Here is a 20,736-nt window from a genome sequence, read left to right as displayed (position 1 = left end):
CGCCGCGCACCGCGCCGCATTGACATTCACGCCCGTCGCTCCGAAAACGCGGCCGCGTTACGTCCGTCCGTCCCAGAAAGCCGCCAAGTTCCGATGACCTACATCGTCACCGACGCCTGCATCCGCTGCAAGTTCATGGACTGCGTCGAGGTGTGCCCGGTGGATTGCTTCTACGAGGGCGAAAACACCCTCGTGATCAATCCGGACGAATGCATCGACTGCGGCGTCTGCGAGCCGGAATGCCCGGTCGACGCCATCAAGCCGGACACCGAGGACGAGGCCGACGGCAAGTGGCTGCGGATCAACTCCGACTACGCCAAGGTCTGGCCGAACATCACCGTCAAGGGCGAGCCGCCGGCCGACCGCGCCGACTTCGAGCGCGAGACCGGCAAGTTCGAGAAGTACTTCAGCGAAAAGCCCGGCAAGGGCTCCTGATCCAGGGCTGAATCCCCGTTTCCACGGCTGGTTTACAGCCGTCGCGACCCCATGCCGGGTCGCAAGCCTTTCATGAGGCTGAATTTTATGCTATTGTCGCTTCCGACGTGACGGATGCGCCCTCGCACCCGCATGTCTGGTGGAAGACGACAGCCGTTCAACGGCTCGCCCGATCGAAGGCGAAGGGTGACTTAAGAGACACTCCAAATCCTGATCCGACTTGGCCCCGCCTCTCCGACGGACGGGTTGCTATCGCTTTTTGGGATGCTTGGAAACGGCGTTTTGGGCGCGAGCCCAATTTTATGAGGACGAACGAATGAGCAAGAGCGGTCTGGAATTCTCGGTCGGCGATCACGTCGTCTACCCCGCCCACGGCGTGGGGACGATCCAGGGCATCGAGACCCAGGAAGTGGCCGGGATGTCGCTCGAAGTCTACGTCATCACCTTCGACCACGAAAAGATGACCCTGCGCGTCCCGACCAAGAAGGCCAAGGCCGCCGGCCTGCGCCCGCTGGCCGAAGGCGACGTCGTCAATCAGGCCCTGACCACCCTGAAGGGCCGCGCCCGCGTGAAGCGCACCATGTGGTCGCGTCGCGCCCAGGAATACGAAGCCAAGATCAACTCGGGCGACCTGGTGTCGATCGCCGAAGTGGTCCGCGACCTGCACCGCGCCGAAAACCAGCCGGAACAGTCCTATTCGGAGCGTCAGCTCTATGAATCGGCCCTGGACCGCATGGCCCGCGAAGTCGCCGCCATCGAGCGCATCGACCGCGAAGCCGCCATCGGCATCCTGACCAAGTCGCTGATCAAGACCGCCGCCTGAGGCCCTAGCCTCAACGACGACGTCTTCGAAGACGCCCCCGGTTCACCGGGGGCGTTTTTCGTTGGGGGCCGAACTAGGGCGCGGCTTGGGCACGCAGATATTGGCGACGATGGTGGCGCCGCCGTCGTCCGCGAACGTCTCGTAGCCGACGATGCGGCTCGCCTTGCGCTGTCCGGGCGGACAGCCGTCGGAGGCGCACGCCGAAAGCACCAGGCCGGCCAGCGCCACAGTCGCCCATCGCATCAGCATGAAGCTCCCCTTGCCGCTCCGCCTCATGGCCAGCTTGGCAGCAGATCCGATCGCGCTCAATCTTGATCGGCCGCACCGGAGTCTTCGCCATGGCCGAACCCAAGACCCGTCCGACGGACGCCAGCGTCGACGACTTCCTGGCCGCCTCCCCCGAGGCCCGCCGGGCCGACGCCGAGACGATCCGCGCCCTGCTGGCCGAGGTCGCCGGCGCGCCGGCGGTGATGTGGGGGCCTTCGATCGTCGGCTTCGGGTCCTATTCGACCGGCGGCCCCAAGCCGATGGACTGGCCGCTGCTCGGCTTCTCGCCGCGCAAGACCGAGCTGGTGCTCTATTTCGCCTCGGACTTCCCCGAGCGCGAGGCCCTGCTGGCGAAGCTGGGCAAGCACCGCTCCGCCGTCTCCTGCGTCTACGTCAAGCGCCTGGTCGATGTGGACCTGGCCGTCGTCCGCGCCCTGGCCGAAGCCTCGGCCGCCTGGACGCGGAGCGGCCACACGGCCTGCTGAACCCTTACGCCGGCTTCCGGCGCAGCACCCGCGCCCGGCGCTTCTTCAGCCAGATGACCACGCCGGTGACGCTCAGCGCGGCCACGACCAGGCCGGTCAGCGAGATCAGGATGCGGCCCGGCAAACCGAGGATCCGGCCCGAGTGCAGCGGGAACTGGGCCTGGACGAAGATGTCCGCGGCCGTGCCCTTCCAGGGCAGGCGCTCGCCCAGATAGCGGCCGTCGGCGCCGTCGTAATAGAGGTAGGGCGGACCCACGCCGCCGGCCCCGTGGTCGTCGCCCACCTTGTGGAAGGCCACGCCGTAGACGCCGTAGTGCGGCGAGTAGAACGCCCCGCCCACCGGGGCGGTGAAGCCGCGCGCCTGCGCGTCGGCCCGGGCCTTGGCGATGATCGCCTCGTAGGTCTGCTTGGGCAGGATCGGGTTGTCGTGGCTGGTCGGCACCCGGGTGTCGAAAGGCGTCGGCGAGACCTTCGAGATCTTCGACATCACCGGATAGAACACCTCGCTGTAGAGGTTCAGCGAGAAGGCCGTGAAGGCCACCACGAACAGCACGCCCCACAGCCAAAGGCCAAAGGCCCGGTGGATGTCGAAATTGATCCGGTAGGCGCTGGCCTTGGTCTTGATCTGCCAGGCCGGCTTCCAGCGGCTCCAGAAGCTCTTGGCGGGCTTGCGCCCATTGGTCGGGCTGGCCGGCAGGGTCAGGTAGAAGCCGACGAAGCAGTCCAGCGTCCACAGCACCGCGACCCCGCCCAGCAGCCAGACGCCCCACCGGTCGATCCCCCAGAACTCGGGAATGTGCAGGGTGTAGTGCAGGATGTAGAGGAACGAGACGAAGGTCTCGGTGGTGATCGGCCACACCGCGCCCCACTCGCGCCGGCCCTGCTCGACGCCGGTCGCCGGGTCGATGAACACCTGGTTGTAGCCGAGCTCGTAGTGCTTGCCGGTCTTGGGATCCTGGCGGGCGTCGACGCCGATGGCCAGGGTCTCGCCCGGCTCGGCGGTCAGCGGGAAGTAGGAGACGATCACCCGGGGATCGCGCGCCTCGACCTGCTTGACGATGTCGAGAGTCGGCAGGGCCGGACCATCGGTCCGGGCGTGCATCAGGTGCGGGTTGAGGACGTCGTCCAGCTCGTGATCCCACGAGATCACCGCGCCAGTGACGCCCGAGATGAACAGGAAGCCGGCGATGAACAGGCCCACCCAGCGGTGGACGAAGGTCAGGGTCGGCCGCACGGCCGCGCGCACGGCCTTGGCCACCGAGGCCGCGGGCGGCTGCGGGACCGGCGTGACGTCCGGCGCGTAAGGTGTTTCCAGATTGCGCGCGTCCATCCGGCCTCCCGGAGCCCTTCGGTTCCGCGCCATGCGAGGCGGCTGAAAGGCTCGAAAACAAACATCAAGGGCGAGGCGGCCATCGACCGGCCGCCTCGCCCCTCTTAATAACGATTATTAGAAGCGATAGTCCAGGCGAACCGACACGCTGCGCGGGGCGGCGTAGTAGGCCTGCCCCCACATCAGGCTGTTGAGGTACTTCTCGTCGCCGACGTTCTTGAGGTTCAGCGTGCCGCGGATGCGGTCGGTGACGTCGACGCCCGCCATCAGGTCGACCACCGCATAGGCGTCCTGGGTGACGTCGGCGGCGTCGGTGGTGATCTCGTCCTGCCAGCGCACGGCGGCGCCGAGCTTGAGGTTGCGCAGCGACGGCACGCTGTAGGTGGTAGAAGCCTTCAGCGTCTTGCGCGGCAGGAAGACGCGGGCGTCGGCGCCGGTCGCCGTGTCCTCGATCTCCAGCGACGTCCAGCCGGCGCCAATGCGCCAGTTGTCGGTGATCCGACCGCTGGCCTCGATCTCGTAGCCCTTGGATTCGGTGTCCTGGGCCGAATAGTAGCTCTTGCCGTCGTCGAAATAGCCGGCCCAGGCGGCCAGGCCATTCTGCACGGCCTTGAACACCGAGCCGGTCACGTAGAGGCGACCGTCGAACCACTCGCTCTTGACCCCGGCCTCGTAGCTCTTGCCGTGCACGGCGGCGAGCTTGGCGCGGGTGGAGTCGACCTCCGACTGCGGATTGAAGATGTCGGTGTAGCTGGCGTAGAGCGAGACGTTCTTGTTCAGGTCGTAGACCGCGCCGAGGTACGGGCTGACCTTGCTTTCGTCGCGGGCCATGTCGGCGCCGTACGAGAAGCCGTAGGCCTTCAGCTTCAGGGCGTTGAAGCCGGTCACCAGCTTCAGCTTGTCGGTCACGCTGAGGTGCGCGCCGGCGTAGAAGCGGGCCAGCTTGGTGGTCTCGTTGGCCGCCAGATAGGCGCCCGGATAGGTCGGCTCGGCCGGCTGGGTCGAGCCCCAGCTCGAGACCGACGAATAGACGATCGAGTCGCTCGAGAAGTCTTCGTACTCGTGCCCTTCCGAGCGCGAGACTTGGCCGCCGACGACCAGCTGGTGCTCACGGCCGAAGGCCTGGAACGGACCCGAGGCGTAGGCGTCGAGGGTGTAGCTCTCGTAGATCGACGGATAGACGCCCGCCATGCCGTAGACGCCCAGGCCCGTCGTCGGATCGATGCCGTCCGCGTCGGTGTAGGCGTAGAGCAGCTTGGCGTGTTCCTCGAAGCGCTTGGCCGTGGCGATGGCCTTCAGGCGCCAGCCGTTGTCGAGGCGATGCTCGACCTCGGCGAAGGCGGTCTGGTCGCGGACGTCCCAATAGGTCCAGTCGGCCGAGGTCGAGGACGAGACGTCGTAGTTGATCAGGCTGCCATCGCTGTAGGTCAGCGGCAGGGCGCCCCACAGCACGCCCGAAGCCCGGTTGTCCTGCATCGACCAGCCGAAGGTTGCCGTGGTGTTGTCGGTCACGTCCCAGGCCAGCAGGGCGGCGTAGACGTTCCGGTTGACCTTGTAGTGGTCGAGATAGGAGTCGCGGTCCTCGTTGGCGTAGATCAGCCGGCCGCGCAGCGTGCCGCTCTCGTTCAGCGGGCCCGAGACGTCGGCCTCCAGGCGCTTGGAGTCCCACGAGCCGTACTGCAGGGCGCCGCTCGCCTGGAACTCGGCGGTCGGGCGCTTGCGCACGTAATTGACGGTGGCCGACGGGTTGCCGGTGCCGGTCATCATGCTGTTGGCGCCGCGCACCACTTCGACGCGGTCGAACAGCACGGTGTCGAGTTCGCCGAACTGGATGCCCCAGATCAGCGGCAGCCCCACGCCGTCGACCTGGAAGTTGGTGATGTCGAAGCCGCGCGAGTTGTAATAGGTGCGGTCGGTCTCGACCTTCTCGACGTTGACGCCCGTGGTCAGGGCCAGCACGTCGTTGATGTTGGTCAGGGCGAAGTCGTGGATCGTCGCGCCGTCGATGATGGTCACCGACTGCGGCGTCTCGCGCAGGCTCATGTCCAGGCCCGTCACCGCCGAGGTGCGGGTCTTGGCGCCGGTCACCACCACGCCGTCCAGGTTGTCGGCCGCGCCGTCGGCGGCCGGGGCCTCGGCCGCGTGGGCGGCGGCCAGCAGGGCCGGGCTCATGGCCGCGGCGAGGAGGAAGGCGCGAAGGGATCGGGACATCTGGGGCGCTCGTGCAATCAAGAATAAGTCGCAAGAGCGCATAGGCGCCGGGCCCAGAGCTGTCAAACCTCAGGATGCAATGGATTCGCATTTGCGTTCTGGCTGCGTCCTTTCGGCCACGGCGCGCGTCGGTAGAGCTTGGTTAGCGCTAACAATTGTGGCTGGCGAAACGGCCTCGGCTCATGCGAGATCACGGGAAAACTACGCTTCGCATTAGGGTCGCCATGTCGTTCACTTCAGCCCCGAGCCGCCGCGAAACCCTCCAGGGCCTGCTTCTCGGAACGGCGATGACAGCGCTGCCTTTTAGAGCCGCCGCCCACGCGGCGACGCGCGCCCTGCCCTATCGCTGGCGCAATGTGCGGGTCGGCGGCGGCGGCTTCGTGCCCAGCGTGGTGTTCAGCCCGGTCGAGAAGGGCCTGGCCTATCTGCGCTCCGACATGGGCGGCGCCTATCGCTGGCAGGCCTCGGAAAGCCGCTGGATCCCGCTGCTCGACGACCAGGCCCAGGGCAGCTGGCAGGGCGTCGAGAGCGTCGCGCCCGATCCCATTGATGCGAACCTCGTCTACCTGGCCTGCGGCATGGGCCGGCCCGATCCGGCCGCCATCCTGCGCTCGGAGAACCGCGGAACCGACTGGACCGTCATCCCCGTCCCCTTCCGCATGGGCGGCAACGAGGACGGCCGCGGCCTGGGCGAGCGCCTGGCCATCGATCCCAACGACACCCGCACCCTGTACTTCGCCTCGCGCCACGACGGCCTGCAGGTCAGCCGCGACCGGGGCGCGACCTGGGGCAAGTCCGCGAACTTCCCCCTGCCCGGCCTGGGCCTCAACGCCCGCCCCGCCCCCACGCACGGCGGCCTGTCGTTCGTGATCTTCGATCCCCGCAGCGGCCAGCCGGGCCAGGGCTCGCGAACGATCTTCGTCGGCGTCGCCGATCCGTCCGAGCATCACCTGTGGCGCAGCGACGACGGCGGCGCGACCTGGAAGCCGATCCCCGCCCCGCACGCCTATCTGGCCTGCAAGGCGGCGCTCGACGGCCAGGGCCGGCTCTACGTCACCTATGCCAGCGGGATCGGCCCGTCGAACGTGGCCGACGGCGCGGTCTGGCGGCTCGACACGGCGACCAACGCCTGGACCGAGGTCACGCCCGCCAAACCCGAACCCCAGCGCGGCGGCGGCTTCATGGGCGTGGCGGTGGACGGGAGCGGCGCGGTGGCGGTGACCAGCCTCAACCGCTGGAACCCGCACGACACCCTCTGGCGCTCCGCCGACCACGGCGCGACCTGGACCGACCTCTATCCCGACGCCCGCCGCGACGTGGCGACAACGCCCTTCCTGCACTGGGGCGAGCCGGAGGCCGACTTCGGCTGGTGGATGGCGGGCCTGGCCATCGATCCGTTCGATCCCGACTTCGCCTGCTACACCACCGGCGCGACCATTTACGCCACCCGCGAGTTCACCAAGGCCGCCGCCGGCCGCCCGACCACCTGGTTCCCGTGGGTCGAGGGCATCGAGCAGACGGCCATCATCACCCTGGCCAGCCTGCCCGAAGGCCCGCAGCTGCTCAGCGGCTTCGGCGACATCTCCGGCTTCGTGCACGACGACCTGGCCGTCTCGCCGACCGACCAGTTCACCACCCCGGTGTTCGGCAACACCAACTTCATCGACTACGCAGGTGTGCAGCCCGCCATCGTCGTCCGCAGCGGCACGCCGCACCAGCGCCATGGCGGCCCGACCCTGGCCTCGTCCGGCGACCACGGGCGAACCTGGGCGCCGATGACCGCGCCGCGCATCCCGAACGCTGCGCCGCCGCCCGGCCAGGGCCGTCGCGGTCCCGACCCGCACGACGACGCCGCCATCGTCGTCAACGCCGACGGGAGCGTGTTCATGGTCATGACCGCCCAGGCCCAGATCACTCGCGATCGCGGCGCGACCTGGCAGGCCAGCAAGGGCCTGCCCGCCTGGGTGCGCCCCGTGCCCGACCGCGTCGATCCCAGGCGCTTCACCGCCATCGACCTTCAGACCGGCAAGCGCTTCCTCAGCACCGACGCCGGCGTCAGCTTCGTCGAGGCGCCCGTGCGCGGCCTGCCCGCCGACCTCTCGACCGACCAGGTGACCTGGCGCGAGATCCCCTGGCCGCTGAAGGCCGTTCCCGGCCAGGCCGGTCACCTGTGGCTGGTCTCGACCCAGGGCCTCTTCCGCTCCACCGACGGCGGCGCCCGCTTCACCCGGATCGACGGCGGCGTGCAGGTCGACCAGCTCGACCTCGGCGCGCCGCCGCCCGGCAAGCCCTGGCCCGCCCTCTTCGCCATCGGTCGCAAGGACGGGGTGAAGGCCATCTGGCGCTCGGACGACGAAGGCAGGAGCTGGGTCCGCGTCAACGACCCCCGCCACGAATACGGCCGCCGCTTCCGCTGCCTGGCGGCCGACATGCGGGTCTATGGCCGGGTCTATGTGGGCACGGACGGACGCGGGATCGTCTACGGGGAGCCGACCTAGGCTCCCCTCTCCCAGAGGGAGAGGGAGGGGCCCAGGCGAAGCCTGGGAGGGTGAGGGGTTACACCGTCCGACGCCTTACCCCCTCATCCTCCCACGCCTGCGGCGCGGGCCCCTCCTTCTCCCCATGGGAGAAGGTAAAATTTACGGCCCCGCCCGCTGCGTGATCCAAGCCTCCACCGCCTGCGTATAGGCCCCCGGCAAACCCAGCGTGCGGTTGACGTCGGCGTGGCCGAGGTCCTGCGGCAGCACCGGCATCGCCTGGCCGGCCTTCTCCACCTGCGCCTGGAACGCCCTGGCGTCGTCGCAGGGCTTGTCGGGGCGCTTCGTCGAGCAGACCACCAGCATCGGCACGGCCGCCGGCGTCCACTGGTCCATGGGCGAGACCTTGGCCCAACCGGCCGGATCGCTGCCGAACGCCTCGTCGTAGAAGCCCGGATGACGACCATCCATCACCGACGCGACCTTCATCGCCGCCGAGTCCAGCACCACCGTGCCGGCCCAGGGCTTGCCGACCATCTCGGGCTTCGACGACAGCAGGGCCACGATGTGCGCCCCGGCCGAGTGGCCCATCAGCACGATCCGCCGGTCGCTGGCGCCCCAGCCGGCGGCATGGTCCTGCACCCGCCGCAGGGCCAGCGCCACGTCCTGCGCCTGCTCGTAGGCCATCGCCTCGGGCAGCAGGCGGTAGTTGACGCTGACGAACACGTAGCCCTTGGGCAGCCAGTATTTCAGCTTGTTCTCGATCGAGCCGACATTGGCCTTGTCGCCGATCTTCCACGCCCCGCCGTGGACCATGACGATCACCGGCGCATCCCGCGCGCCGGGCGGAATATAGACGTCGATCGCCTGCCCCTTGGCCGTCCCATAGGCCTCGGTGAGCTTGCGGGCGCCCGGGGCGATGGCCTGCAGCTCGACCGGCCGCTCCTCTTGCGTGCGCTTTTCCTGCAGGCGCTGGGCGATACGCTCGCGCATGTGGTTGCGCAGCGGCTGGGCCTCGGCGGCGAGCACGCCCACGCTCAGGGCGCCGATAACGGCGGCGGTAAGGATCTTGCGGGTCATGGCGAGCGATATCGGCTCGCCCAAGCGCGGCTTTTTCGGGGCGGCGTCAGGCCGCGTGGCCGAACCCGTGCACGGCGTCGCGCAGGTGACCGAAATTGATCGGCTTGGCCAGCACGGTGACGTCTTCGAAGCCTTTGCGCGGCAGGGCGCCGTAGCCGGTGGCGAAGACGAAGGGCACGCCCTTGGCCCGCAGCGCCTCGGCCACGGGAAACACCATCTCGCCGCCGATGTTGATGTCGAGCACCGCGCCGTCGAGGCTGGGTTTGTCGTCGTCGAGATAGGCCAGGGCCTCGCCCACCGCTCCGAACGAGCCGGAGACCTCGCAGCCGAGATCCGTCAGCAGGTCCTCGACCATCATGGCCACCAGGGCCTCGTCCTCGACGATCATGATTCGCCGCCCGTTCATGCCGCCGCCAGCCTTTGCGACAGGGGGGCGCGGAAGGTGAAGACCAGGCCCTCGGGGGCGAAGTCCAGCAGCGCCGAACCGCCCAGATCGCGCGACAGGCCGCGCCGGATCAGCCGCGAGCCGAAGCCCTCGCCGCCGGGCGCCGGCGCCACGACGGTCGGGCCGCCGCGCTCGCGCCATTCCAGGGCGAAGGTCGGGTGCAGTCCGCCCGCGTCCTCGACGCGCCAGGAGACGAACACCTTTCCTTCCGGAGCCGACAGCGCCCCGTACTTGGCCGCGTTGACGATCAGTTCGTGCAGCGTCATGTGCACGGCCACCGCCGCCTCGGGCGTGATCTCGATCGGCGGCCCCTCGACCACGAAACGGCCGTCCTCCAGCCCGCCGAACGGGCGCATGGCGGCGGCCAGGATCTCGCGCAGGTGGGCCTTGCCCCAGGCCTGCTTGGTCAGCAGCTCGTGGGCCTGCGACAGGGCCAGCAGGCGGGACTCGAACGACTCGTTGAACGCCGCCGGCGAGGTCGCCGTGCGCAGGGTCTGGCTGGCGATCGACTGCACCGAGGCCAGGGTGTTCTTCACCCGGTGGTCCAGCTCGCGCATCAGGAAGGTGCGCCGCTCCAGCTCCTTGTTGAGCGAGGCGTGCAGCCGGCCGCTCTCCAGGGCCGCGGCCGTGGCGCGGGCCATGACCTGCAGCTTGGCGACGATCTCCGGCGGCGGGGTATGTTCCTTGGCCCAGTAGGCGCCCAGGGCCGCGATCGGGTCGCGGGTGCGCACCGGCGTCATCACCAGGCTTTTGACGAAGGTCGGCCGGTAGGCGTCGTGCGGGATCCGGTCGTCCTGGTAGATGTCGGGGATCACCACCGTCTGGCGGTTCAGCATCGCCCAGCCCGAGATGCAGGCGGTCAGCGGAAAGCGCTTGCCCTTCCACAGCGGGCCGATGGCGTCTTCGTCCAGGTACCAGCAGCAGTCGTTGTCGCGCAGCACGAAGGCCACGCCGTCCGCGCCGGAGATCCGGCGCGCGGACGAGCGGACCACGGCGGCCACCTCGTCGATCGTGCGCGTCGCCGACAGCTCCTCGATCGTCTCGACCAGAGTCAGCAGCGCAGAATCGTCTTCACCGCCCGACAAGTCGTGTTCGGCCATGTCCAGCATAAGGATTTGACGCTCGCGGGGCTACTAGCGCCCAAACCTAGCACGCGTCGGGGGGACAACAACAAGAGGCGTGGCGCCGCACAGGATTACTCCCGGTTGCCGGGAAGGTTAACAGAGTCCTTGCGCCGACCGACAGCCGAGGGAGATCAAGGCTTTGTAGCGCTACCGTTTGCCAAGGCCAGGCGCCCGCACACGCTCTACTTGCGACAATCAGCCGCGCCGTCGTCTCGCCCGGGCTTCGCACCCGCCGCAACATGCGCTATGCACCCGGTCCGCGCCATGCCGCACGGTCCAGTAGCTCAGCAGGATAGAGCAGCGCTTTCCTAAAGCGAAGGTCGGGGGTTCGAGTCCCTCCTGGACCGCCACCCCCTTGTCACTCCGCCCTAAGATTTCACCGACGCAGGTGGTCAGGCCGCGAGTCGTCCCGCGCGGCGCGAATACGTGGCGTTCATGAAACATGCGGCGACAATGCGGCGGATTTCGCGCTCGCCGCCACGTAGCGCAATGCCCCGGGCAGCGGCTCCGCCACAGCGCTCAAGTTCCTAATTTTCAACGGAAAAGCTCTCGGCGACCTGTGGCGACGGCGCTCTGAAACGCGCCCTTTCGGCCACAGTTCTCGTCACATTGATAATATCAATTCTTGCCAAAATATCTCCGGTATGTAATGAAGTGGTCATGCCACATGGTGGAACTGGCCCGAACATATTGGGACTGGCCAGGTTCACCCACTAGGGCTGGGGAGAGGGAACAATGGCTTTCAGACCAAGGGCGGGACCGCCCTAGGCCGGCCCGGTCGCGTGCAGGCGTGACCGCAGGGGGCATGAACGGACTTGCAAAGTCCGGCGAGGGCTGAGGGGCCCTCGACCAAATAAAATACATCGGGAGGAAATCTAATGGAGCGCCTAAGCGCGCGCGGCCAGATGGCCGCTGCTGTGTCCGTCATTGCCTTGAGCGCGGCTATCGCGCCGCAGATCGCCGGGGCGCAGGAAGTCATCAAGACCGCGTCGTCGGCCGGAGCCCCGACCGCCGCGCAGCGGGAAGAGCCCACGCAGGTCGAGACCATCGTCGTCGGCGCCCGCGCCTCGCAGCAGTCGTCGATCTCGCGCAAGAAGCGCAGCGTCACCGCCCAGGACTCCATCGTCGCCGACGACGTCGGCTCCTTCCCTGATAGCAACGTCAACGAAGCCATGTCGCGCATCGCCGGCGTCGCCATCGAGCGTAACGGCTGGGGCGAAGGCGACGGCGTTGTGGTCCGCGGCAACGGCGCCGACCTGACCCGCGTGGAACTGGACGGCATGGGCGTGGCCGCCTCGGGCGCCAACCTGGCCGTGGGCGGCGGCGACGGCCGCAGCGCCGACCTGCGCGAATTCCCCGCCGAAATGATCAAGAGCCTGGACGTCATCAAGGGCCAGACGGCCGACATGACCCCGGGCGGCCTGGGCGCCACGATCCAGATCCAGACCCGCACGGGCCTGGACTTCAAGAAGCCCTACATCTCGGTGCGCGGCGCGGCCGCGGGCAACACCCTGTCGCAGAAGGCCTCGCCGGAAATCGGCGTCGTCGCCTCGCGCAAGTTCCTCGACGACCGTCTCGGCGTCATCGCCAACATCAGCTACAGCAAGCGCCTGAACGACAGCCACTCGCTGAACAACGGCGGCTCGAACAACGCCCAGGGCTACACGCGCTTCGCCGACTTCGACAACTCGCCGGACAAGACCTTCACCTACAACCCGGCCACCGCCAACGGCACGGGCGCCACCGATCCGATCGGTTCGTGGGCCCTGACCGGCGGCGGCTTCTGGAACGCCCCCACCCCGGTCGACGTGCTGACCAAATCGGCCGCGGCCAAGACCAAGGCCGAGTGTCTGGCCGCCTTCCCGCTGCTGAACGACGCCCAGCTGGGCACGATCGTCGCCGGCTCGAACAGCGCCAACCGCCTGGCGGCCCAGCAGGCCCAGATCAACTCGCAGATCAGCTGCCTCAACCAGTGGAACGACTACACGCCCAACCTGGTGCGCGATCAGAACTGGTCGCAGTACGAAGAGCGCCTGTCGTGGGACATCCGCCTGGACTACCGCGTCAACGACGACCTGACGATCTTCGCCAAGTACCAGGTCTCCAACCGTGACCAGCTGGAAGAGAACCGCCAGCGCACCCGCGGCGGCATCGCCACCCTGTACGGCGCCTCGACCGGCCAGACGACCACCTCGCTGACCACCAACACCTTCTATCCGGCCGGCACGCCCAACGTGCTGAGCGCCATCAACGGCGGCGGCTACTACATCTACATGCCGGGCCTGCCGACCAGCGCCTTCACGATCGACACCACGCCGGGCACGGCGGTCACCAACAACGCCTTCCCGCTGTACGGCGTGGCGGCCAACATCGTGCCGGGCTCGATCCAGGTCGACGGCAACCACCACCTGACCCAGTTCGACATCACCAACGCCGGGGTCAATATCGACCACATCAACAACCAGCAGGACTGGCACACCAAGTACTGGTCGGGCGGCGCCAAGTACGAGCACGGCCCGATCACCGCCGACCTGACCTATGGCCACAACGAGAGCAAGTACAGCCGGCAGGACATCCGCCTGACGCGCTCGTACAACTACGGCAACGCGACGATGCGCGTGCTGGAGAACGGCATCTGGACGATCGACACGCCGGCCTCGTACGACGAGACCAACATGTCGAACTTCGTGCAGATGCTGAACCCTACGGCGGTCGGCATGCCGTCGTACAGCAACGCCTATCGCCTGTCGTTCACGCCGCGCCTCGTTGAAAGCGCCGAGGACCAGGTCAAGTTCGACCTGACCTACCTGCCGGACATGCCGCTGTTCACCCGCTTCAAGGTGGGCGCCCTGTACCGCAACGCCACGGCTGAATCCTGGGGCAACGGCGGCTACTCGCCCACCACCGGCGTGTTCGTGCCGACCCTGACCCTGCGCAGCGACGTGCGGGCCTGTCAGAACGTGGCGACCACCACCGCGGCCAACGCCTGCGTCTACGGCTACGCCCCGAACCCGACCACGGGCCTGAACTTCCTGTACGGCATCGAGACCCTGACCCAGGCGCAGCTGATCTCGATCTACCAGAACTCGCTGGAAGAGAACTCGGGCCCGTTCATGAAGGGCTACGAGGGCACTTCGGGCCTGGAGCTGTGGGACAGCATCGACGTGCCGAAGGCCTATTCGCAGCTGGCCAGCGCGGCCAACTACAACCTGGGCTGCATCAAGTCGTGCACGGCCAGCGACGGCAAGGTCTACGACCAGCCCTTCAACGCCACCGAAGAGACCATGAGCTCGTGGTACTGGATGGCCGACCTGGCGTACGACCTGCCGTTCGGCATGGAGCTCAAGGGCAACCTGGGCAGCCGGATGTTCAAGACCGAGGTGGCCGGTTCGGGCTACGTCACGCTGAACTACACGCTGAAGAACAGCAACTTCAACCCGGCCGACCCGAACAACGCCCTGGGCGTCAGCACCGGCGCGATCACCAAGCAGGTGACCCTCAACAAGTCCTACACGGGCTGGCTGCCGTCGTACAACGCCGTCCTCTGGACCATCCCGGACAAGGTCGCACTGCGCTACAGCTGGGCCAAGACCGTCGCCCCGCCGGCCATGAAGTACCTGTGGCCGGGCGGCTCGTGCACCTATGACGAACGCCGCCTCGACGTCATCGAGACCGACGGCTCGTCGCAGGACATGAGCTGCGGCACCTTCGGCAACGCGGATCTGAAGCCCTATCAGGCGACCAAGAACAACACCTCGCTCGAGTGGTATCCCAACAAGGACACCTCGTTCAGCGTCGCCTACTACCGTCAGAAGGTCCGGGTCGGCGGCGCCATCGCCGTGCCGCTGAAGAACAACCGCACGATCTTCGACGGCAGCGACACGGTGGTGCCCGGCACCGACCGCCAGCTGTCCGACGTCGACTTCGCCATGACCACCTACCAGAACGGTCCGGGCTACGTGCAGTCGGGCTGGGAGTTCGTCGCCAAGACCGCCTTCACCTTCCTGCCCTGGAAGTTCAGCAAGACCGGGATGGACTTCAACGTCTCGACCACCAAGTCGAACAACTCGGTCACCTACATGGATCCGCTGACCGGCGAGGCGCTCGACCCGATCGGCCAGTCCAAGTACTTCGCCAACCTGGTGTTCTGGTACGACGACGGCGTCACCAAGGCCCGCATCGCCTATCAGACCCGCGACCGGGTGCTCTCGTGCATCTCGCCTTGCGGCAACACCAGCGCCTCGCCGGTGCGCAACGCGCCGAACACCAACATCGGCAACTTCGTCGGCTTCCCGTACAATCCGAGCGAGCCCTTCTACTCGGAGAAGTACGAGTACCTCGACGCCAAGATCTCGCGTCGCCTGAACCGCAACTTCGAGATCTACGCCGAAGCCCGCAACATGCTGAACGCCGCCCGCCTGTCGGTCGGCTCGGACAGCCGCGGCTTCGACGGCAAGCCCAACCCGTGGTCGGTGTCCTACGGCGGCGCCCGCGTCGCGGTGGGCTTCACCTACCGCAACTAAGCCTGCCTTCCGCCCCGGCGTCCGCGCCGGGGCGGAGCCCTCCGGGCCCCCTTTGCTTGTACCTGCGACCGACCCCCGCCGGTCCGCGACCGACAGGGCTCACCGATGGCGATCTGGAAGTCTCGCGGGCCCCGCCCGCCGTCCGGCCGACCGGACCTCTCGCGCCGCCTGCACCTGCTGGGCGCGACCTCGATCCTCTGCCACGCCTTCGCCGGCCGCGCCCTCGCCGCGCCAACTCAGGACGCGGGCGAGCACGTGATCACCCTGCGCGGCGACGCCGGCGGCCCGCGCTTCGACGGGATCGGCGTGGTCAATGGCGGCGGCGCCACCTCGGTGCTGCTGAAGGACTATCCCGAGCCCCAGCGCGGCCAGATCCTCGACCTGCTCTACAAGCCGAAATTCGGCGCTTCGGTCAGCGCCCTGCTGGTCGAGATCCCCGGCGACGGCAATTCCACGCAGGGCTCGATGCCCAGCCACATGCATGCCCGCGGCGACCTCAGCTACGAGCGCGGCTACACGTGGTGGATCCTGCGCGAAGCCAGGAAGCGCAACCCCGCCCTTAGCCTCGACGGCGCGGCCTGGAGCGCGCCCGGCTGGCTGGGCGGCGGCCAGTTCTGGTCGGCCGACACCATCGACTACTACATCAAGTGGCTGGAGGGCCTGCGCTCGGTCCACGGCCTGGAGATGGACGCCATCGGCTGCCGCAACGAGAAGGGCGCCGACTATCCGTTCGTGAAGGCCTTCCGCCAGGCGCTGAACCAGCGCGGCTTCGCCAAGGTCAGGCTGCACGCCTTCGACAACTGGCCCAAGGACAAGCTCGACTTCGTCGCCGAAATGGCCGCCGACCCGCAGCTGCGCGACGCCATCGACGTCATCGGCGCCCACGTCTTCTACGCCAACGCCCACGCCTCGGCCGAGGTGCAGGCCATGGCCAAAGCGATGGGCAAGCCGATCTGGAACACCGAGGACCACGTCTATCTGAAGGGCTTCGACTGTACGATCGGCATCGTCCGCGCCTTCAACCACAACTTCGTCCTCAGCGGCGCGACCAAGGTGGTCAACTGGTACGACATCGCCGGCGTCTATCCGATCGAGCCCTATCCGGAAGACCCCGCCGCCGTCCTCGCCCACCAGCCGTGGAGCGGCCACTACAAGGTGCGCGAGGCGCTGTGGGGCTATGCCCACTACGGCCAGTTCAGCCAGGTCGGCTGGACCTATCTCGCCGGCGGCTGCGGCATGCTGCCTGGGGGCGGCTCCTACGTGACGCTGAAGTCGCCAGGCGAGGACTGGAGCCTGATCGTCGAGACCAAGGACGCGCAGGGTCCGCAGACGCTGCGCATCGCCGTCGGCGGCGGGCTTTCCGACAAGCCCCTGTGCGTCTGGCGCAGCGACGCGGCCGAGCAGTTCGTGCGCCAGGGCGACCTGGCGATCGAGGACGGGGCCGTCACGATCACCCTGGCGCCCAACGCCATCTATTCGCTGTCGACCACGCGCGGCCAGCGCAAGGGATCGTTCGAGGCCGCGCCGCCGCCGGCCCGCTTCCCGTTCCCCTATCGCGAGACCTTCGCCAGTTACGCCCGGCCCGCCGCCCACGGCTGGCTGCCGCGCTACACCGCCGACATCGCCGGCGCCTTCGAGCTTGCCGACCGGCCGGACGGCAAGGCCGGCCGCTGCCTGCGCCAGGTGGTTCCGATCCCGACCATCTCCTGGGCCCCGGACTGGCGGCCCTACACCATTCTCGGCGACGCCGACTGGAGCGACTACGAGGTCTCGGCCACCGTCTGGCTGAACCCCGGCGACACCGCCGCCGTGATGGGCAGGATCAACCACGTCGGCACGGGCTACGGCTTCGTACCCAAGGGCTATTTCCTGGAGCTGGCCCACGACGGCCGCTGCCGGCTCGTCGCCATTCGCGGCAAGAAGGATCCGAAGAAGGCCGTGGGCGACGCCGAACAGCAGGCCCTGATCAAGGCCGGCAGGTTCGAGGGCGAGGGCGGCGAACTGGTGCTGGGCGACACCGTCCTGGCCGGCGCCGGACCCGGCCGCTGGCTGCGGCTGGCCTTGCGCTTCCAGGGTCCGCGCATCACCGGCCTCGTCAACGACGCCCCGGTGCTGACCGCTGAGAACAGCCTCTACCCCGCCGGCATGACGGGCCTGTTGGCCGGCGCCGAGAAGACCCGGCTCTCCACGCCCTGGTTCGACGACCTGACCGTCAAGGCGGTGGGCGCGCCGACGCCGCGCCCGTCCCTTCCCTCGCCCCGCCAATCGCCCATCTACGGAGCCCGCTCGTGACGCGTTCGCTGACCACGGCGGGAACCCTCAGCCAGACCCTGGCCAACGACCTGGGCCAGCTGATCGTCACCGGCGCCTTCGCCGTGCGGGCCTTCCCCACCGAGACCGAGATCTGCGATCGCTACCAGACCTCCCGCACCGTCGTGCGCGAGGCGGTGAAGATGCTGATCGCCAAGGGCCTGGTGGCCAGCCGCGCGCGGCGCGGCACCACGGTCAACGCCGAGGACGACTGGAACCTGCTGGATCCCGACATCCTGTCGTGGATCCGTACACGGAAGTTCTCGCTGGACCTGCTGATCGAGTTCACCCAGCTGCGGCTCAGCGTCGAGCCGATGGCTGCGGCGCTGGCCGCCCGCGAGGCCGACGCCCGCCGGCGGGCCGGGATCGAGCAGGCCCTGGCCCGCATGGCCGCCGCCGAGCAGGGCGACGAGGATCCGCTGACGGCCGACATCGCCTTCCACGTGGCCGTGCTGGAGGCCAGCGGCAACCGCTTCCACCGCCACATGCGCGACGTCATCGAGGCGGCCCTGCGCTTCGGCGCCCAGCGGCCGGGGATCGAGCAGCAGGCCGACCAGCACCTGCCCGCCCACGCCCGCATCGCCGACGCCATCCTCGCCCGCCGCCCCGCCGACGCCGAAGCCGCCATGCGCGACCTGCTGCTGCGGATCCTGGAGCCGCTGGACCTGACGCGGATGCAGCGCCGGCGGCCGACCTGAAACCCTCTCTCTGGGAGAGAGGGAGGGGCCCGCCGCGAAGCGGTGGGAGGGTGAGAGGTTTCACCGCTGGCCGTCTTGCCCATGAAAAAGGCCGCCCCTTTCGAGACGGCCCTTGTCCTAAAATTCCCGCCTTCCTCGCCCTCGTGGCGAGGATCCATGGCCGAGCCAGGCTCGGCGCCTTCAAGCAGAACACCACCGGCGTGGTCGTGAACTGGGCGACGATCTGGGCGGCGGAGCCCTGGACCCTAGGCACAAGGCCTAGGAAGGCGAGTGTAGTCAGGCCCGCGCTCCATTCGGAGAGAGTGTAACCTCTCACCCTCCCACGCCTGCGGCGTGGGCCCCTCCCTCTCTCAAAGAGAGAGGGTCCAAGGATCACCAGTTCCACATCGTCCCGTCTTCCAGGCGCGCCACCGGCAGCTGGCGCGGCTCGTACGGGTACTTGGCCGCCAGGGCCTCGTCGATGTCGACGCCGTGGCCGGGGGTGTCGCCGACGTAGAGCAGGCCCTTATCGAAGCGGTAGTCGTGCGGGAACACCGCGTCGGTCTCGGGCGAGTGGCGCATGTATTCCTGGATGCCGAAGTTCGGAACCCAGGTGTCGAAGTGCAGCGCGGTCCCCATGGTCACCGGCGACAGGTCGGTGGCGCCGTGGCAGCCGGTGCGCACCTGCCACAGCGAGGCGAAGTCGGCGATGCGGCGCAGGTGGGTCAGGCCGCCGGCCCCGACGATGGTCGTGCGGATGTAGTCGATCAGCTGTTCCTGGATCAGGTCCTTGGCGTCCCAGATCGTGTTGAACACCTCGCCCACGGCCAGCGGCGTGGTGGTGTGCTGGCGGATCAGGCGGAAGGCTTCCTGGTTCTCGGCCGGAGTGGAGTCCTCCAGCCAGAAGAGGTCGTAGGGCTCCAGGCTCTTGCCCAGCTGGGCGGCCTCGCGCGGGGTCATCCGGTGGTGGCCGTCGTGCAGGAGGGCCACGTCGAAGCCGTGCTCCTTGCGCAGCGCCTCGAACAGGGTCGGCAGGTAGCGCAGGTACTTGCGGGTGTCCCAGGTGGTCTCGGTCGGCAGGGTGGCGTCGGCCGGCTCGTAGTACATGTCGCCGCGGCCCACGCCGTAGGCCAGATCCAGCCCCGGCACGCCCGACTGGGCGCGCACGGCCTTATAGCCGGCGTCGATATAGCGGCCGACGGCCTCGACGGTGTCTTCCAGGTCCGAGCCGTTGGCGTGGCCGTAGACCAGCACGCCGTCGCGCGAACGCCCGCCCAGCAGGTCGTACAGCGGCGCGCCCAGCGCCTTGGCCTTGATGTCCCACAGGGCCACGTCGACGGCGGCGATGGCCCGCATGGTCACCGGACCGCGACGCCAGTAGGCCCCGCGATAGAGATACTGCCAGATGTCCTCGATACGGCGCGCGTCGCGGCCGATCAGCACCGGGATCACGTGGTCTTCCAGATAGGAAACCACCGCCTTCTCGCGCCCGTTCAGGGTGGCGTCGCCGATGCCGTAGACGCCCTGGTCGGTCTCGATCTTCAGGGTGACGAAGTTGCGGCCGGGCGAGGTGACGATCACCCGCGCCGCCGTAATTCGCAGCGGCGGCAGACCGGCTGCCTTGAACGGCTGGGTTTGACTAGTATGCACGTCGAGATTCCCGTGGTCTTCCATGGGAGTTCAATAGTCCCAGCGGTTCGGCCTGTCCATATTGGCCTGACCAATTTATAAGGTCGCTTATGTCCACCAAGGTCGAAGGCCGTCTCTACGAACGCGTCGCCCGCGATCTGGCCGGCCAGATCGCCGAGGGCCGCTATGCCGTCGGCCAGCGCCTGCCGTCCGAGCGCGACCTGGCCCAGACCTATTCGGTGTCCCGCCCGACCATCCGCGAAGCCATCATCGCGCTGGAGCTGGACGGACTGGTCGAGGTGCGGTTGGGCTCGGGCGTCTACGTCAAGGCCCAGCTTCCCGCCCAGGGCCAGGCCGGCGACACCGACATCGGCCCGTTCGAGCTGCTGGAGGCCCGCCGCGCCATCGAGGCCGAGGCCTGCGCCATGGCCGCCAAGCGCATCGACGACGAGGCCCTCGACGAACTCGACCGCCTCGTGATCGAGATGCAGGCCGAGAACGCCCGCGACGTCGACCGCGCCGAAGACGCCGACCGCCGCTTCCACATGCTGATCGCCGCCTCGACCCAGAACAGCGCCATGATCGCCGCCGTCGAGATGCTGTGGGAGGCCCGCGCCCGCTCGCCCCAGACCAAGCTGATGGGCCAGAAGGCCCACGCCGCAGGGGTGATCCCGCGCATCGACGAGCACACGGCCATCGTCACCGCCCTGCGCGCCGGCTCTTCGGAAGACGCCCGCGACGCCATGCGCCGCCACCTCACGCGCGTGCTCAACTCGCTGCTGGCGGCGACCGAGGTGCAGGAGCTGGAAGAGGCCAAGGCCCGCATCGCCGCCACCCGCGACCGCTACACCTGAGGCGCGCCCCGCGCGGCGGGGCCGGAACGATTGGCCGACCGGGGCCGTTCAGCGAGCAACAGGCGC

Annotated in this window: 15 protein-coding genes and 1 tRNA gene; 9 read left to right on the top strand and 7 right to left on the bottom strand. The window is 68.4% G+C overall.

Annotation, left to right across the window (positions count from 1 at the left end):
• Positions 1-93 precede the first annotated feature (93 nt).
• Complete coding sequence (gene fdxA, locus AC2YHT_RS02520) at positions 94-435, top strand: ferredoxin FdxA (RefSeq protein WP_487288018.1); 342 nt, start codon at positions 94-96, stop codon at positions 433-435.
• A 316-nt stretch (positions 436-751) separates the two neighbouring features.
• Positions 752-1,258 carry a CarD family transcriptional regulator gene (locus tag AC2YHT_RS02515; protein ID WP_487288017.1) on the top strand — a complete coding sequence of 169 codons (507 nt, stop codon included), beginning with the start codon at positions 752-754 and terminating at the stop codon, positions 1,256-1,258.
• Positions 1,259-1,300: 42 nt separating this feature from the next.
• On the opposite strand, the gene AC2YHT_RS02510 is transcribed toward AC2YHT_RS02515, so the two are convergent.
• Positions 1,301-1,507 (bottom strand): hypothetical protein, encoded by a 207-nt coding sequence (locus AC2YHT_RS02510; RefSeq protein ID WP_487288016.1) that lies wholly within the window; start codon positions 1,505-1,507, stop codon positions 1,301-1,303.
• An 89-nt stretch (positions 1,508-1,596) separates the two neighbouring features.
• Between AC2YHT_RS02510 and AC2YHT_RS02505 the strand changes: the two genes are divergently transcribed.
• Positions 1,597-2,010 (top strand): DUF1801 domain-containing protein, encoded by a 414-nt coding sequence (locus AC2YHT_RS02505; protein ID WP_487288015.1) that lies wholly within the window; start codon positions 1,597-1,599, stop codon positions 2,008-2,010.
• A gap of 4 nt (positions 2,011-2,014) precedes the next feature.
• On the opposite strand, the gene AC2YHT_RS02500 is transcribed toward AC2YHT_RS02505, so the two are convergent.
• Together AC2YHT_RS02500 and AC2YHT_RS02495 are read right to left on the bottom strand one after the other, a co-directional pair.
• Positions 2,015-3,340, bottom strand: coding sequence for a PepSY-associated TM helix domain-containing protein (locus tag AC2YHT_RS02500; protein ID WP_487288014.1), 1,326 nt, complete (start codon positions 3,338-3,340; stop codon positions 2,015-2,017).
• 117 nt (positions 3,341-3,457) lie between these two features.
• Entirely contained in the window at positions 3,458-5,551 is a 2,094-nt protein-coding gene (locus tag AC2YHT_RS02495; protein WP_487288013.1) for a TonB-dependent siderophore receptor, read from the bottom strand.
• 287 nt (positions 5,552-5,838) lie between these two features.
• On the opposite strand from AC2YHT_RS02495, the gene AC2YHT_RS02490 reads away from it, so the two are divergent.
• A complete protein-coding gene (locus tag AC2YHT_RS02490; RefSeq protein WP_487288012.1) occupies positions 5,839-8,049 on the top strand; it encodes a WD40/YVTN/BNR-like repeat-containing protein in 2,211 nt (736 codons plus the stop codon).
• Between the two features lie 141 nt (positions 8,050-8,190).
• On the opposite strand, the gene AC2YHT_RS02485 is transcribed toward AC2YHT_RS02490, so the two are convergent.
• From AC2YHT_RS02485 to AC2YHT_RS02475, 3 genes are read right to left on the bottom strand one after another with little or no spacing between them, the layout of a single operon-like run.
• Positions 8,191-9,108: an alpha/beta hydrolase gene (locus AC2YHT_RS02485; protein ID WP_487288011.1), complete on the bottom strand. Its 918-nt coding sequence runs from the start codon at positions 9,106-9,108 to the stop codon at positions 8,191-8,193.
• Positions 9,109-9,154: 46 nt separating this feature from the next.
• A complete protein-coding gene (locus AC2YHT_RS02480; RefSeq protein WP_058349276.1) occupies positions 9,155-9,514 on the bottom strand; it encodes a response regulator in 360 nt (119 codons plus the stop codon).
• The gene (locus tag AC2YHT_RS02475) at positions 9,511-10,653 is read right to left on the bottom strand and encodes a sensor histidine kinase (protein ID WP_487288010.1); all 1,143 of its coding nucleotides are present in this window, start codon (positions 10,651-10,653) and stop codon (positions 9,511-9,513) included. Before AC2YHT_RS02475 ends, AC2YHT_RS02480 begins: the two co-directional genes overlap by 4 nt.
• A gap of 297 nt (positions 10,654-10,950) precedes the next feature.
• Between AC2YHT_RS02475 and AC2YHT_RS02470 the strand changes: the two genes are divergently transcribed.
• The 4 genes from AC2YHT_RS02470 to AC2YHT_RS02455 all read left to right on the top strand — a co-directional run bounded on the left by AC2YHT_RS02470 (position 10,951) and on the right by AC2YHT_RS02455 (position 18,208).
• Positions 10,951-11,027: transfer RNA gene (locus AC2YHT_RS02470), tRNA-Arg, on the top strand.
• A gap of 528 nt (positions 11,028-11,555) precedes the next feature.
• Positions 11,556-15,200 carry a TonB-dependent receptor gene (locus AC2YHT_RS02465; protein ID WP_487288009.1) on the top strand — a complete coding sequence of 1,215 codons (3,645 nt, stop codon included), beginning with the start codon at positions 11,556-11,558 and terminating at the stop codon, positions 15,198-15,200.
• 105 nt (positions 15,201-15,305) lie between these two features.
• Entirely contained in the window at positions 15,306-17,492 is a 2,187-nt protein-coding gene (locus tag AC2YHT_RS02460) for a glycoside hydrolase family 30 protein (protein WP_487288008.1), read from the top strand.
• Positions 17,489-18,208, top strand: a complete 720-nt coding sequence (locus AC2YHT_RS02455) for a FadR/GntR family transcriptional regulator (protein ID WP_487288007.1) — start codon at positions 17,489-17,491, stop codon at positions 18,206-18,208. Before AC2YHT_RS02460 ends, AC2YHT_RS02455 begins: the two co-directional genes overlap by 4 nt.
• Before the next feature lie 372 nt (positions 18,209-18,580).
• On the opposite strand, the gene manD is transcribed toward AC2YHT_RS02455, so the two are convergent.
• Positions 18,581-19,789, bottom strand: coding sequence for a D-mannonate dehydratase ManD (gene manD / locus AC2YHT_RS02450; protein ID WP_487288180.1), 1,209 nt, complete (start codon positions 19,787-19,789; stop codon positions 18,581-18,583).
• A 137-nt stretch (positions 19,790-19,926) separates the two neighbouring features.
• Here manD and AC2YHT_RS02445 point away from each other — a divergent pair, with 137 nt between their 5' ends.
• Entirely contained in the window at positions 19,927-20,670 is a 744-nt protein-coding gene (locus AC2YHT_RS02445; RefSeq protein WP_110117739.1) for a FadR/GntR family transcriptional regulator, read from the top strand.
• The last annotated feature ends 66 nt before the right edge of the window (positions 20,671-20,736 follow it).

This window comes from Caulobacter sp. SRI_008 (assembly GCF_057586355.1).
This window is presented reverse-complemented; position numbering and strand designations above follow the sequence as displayed.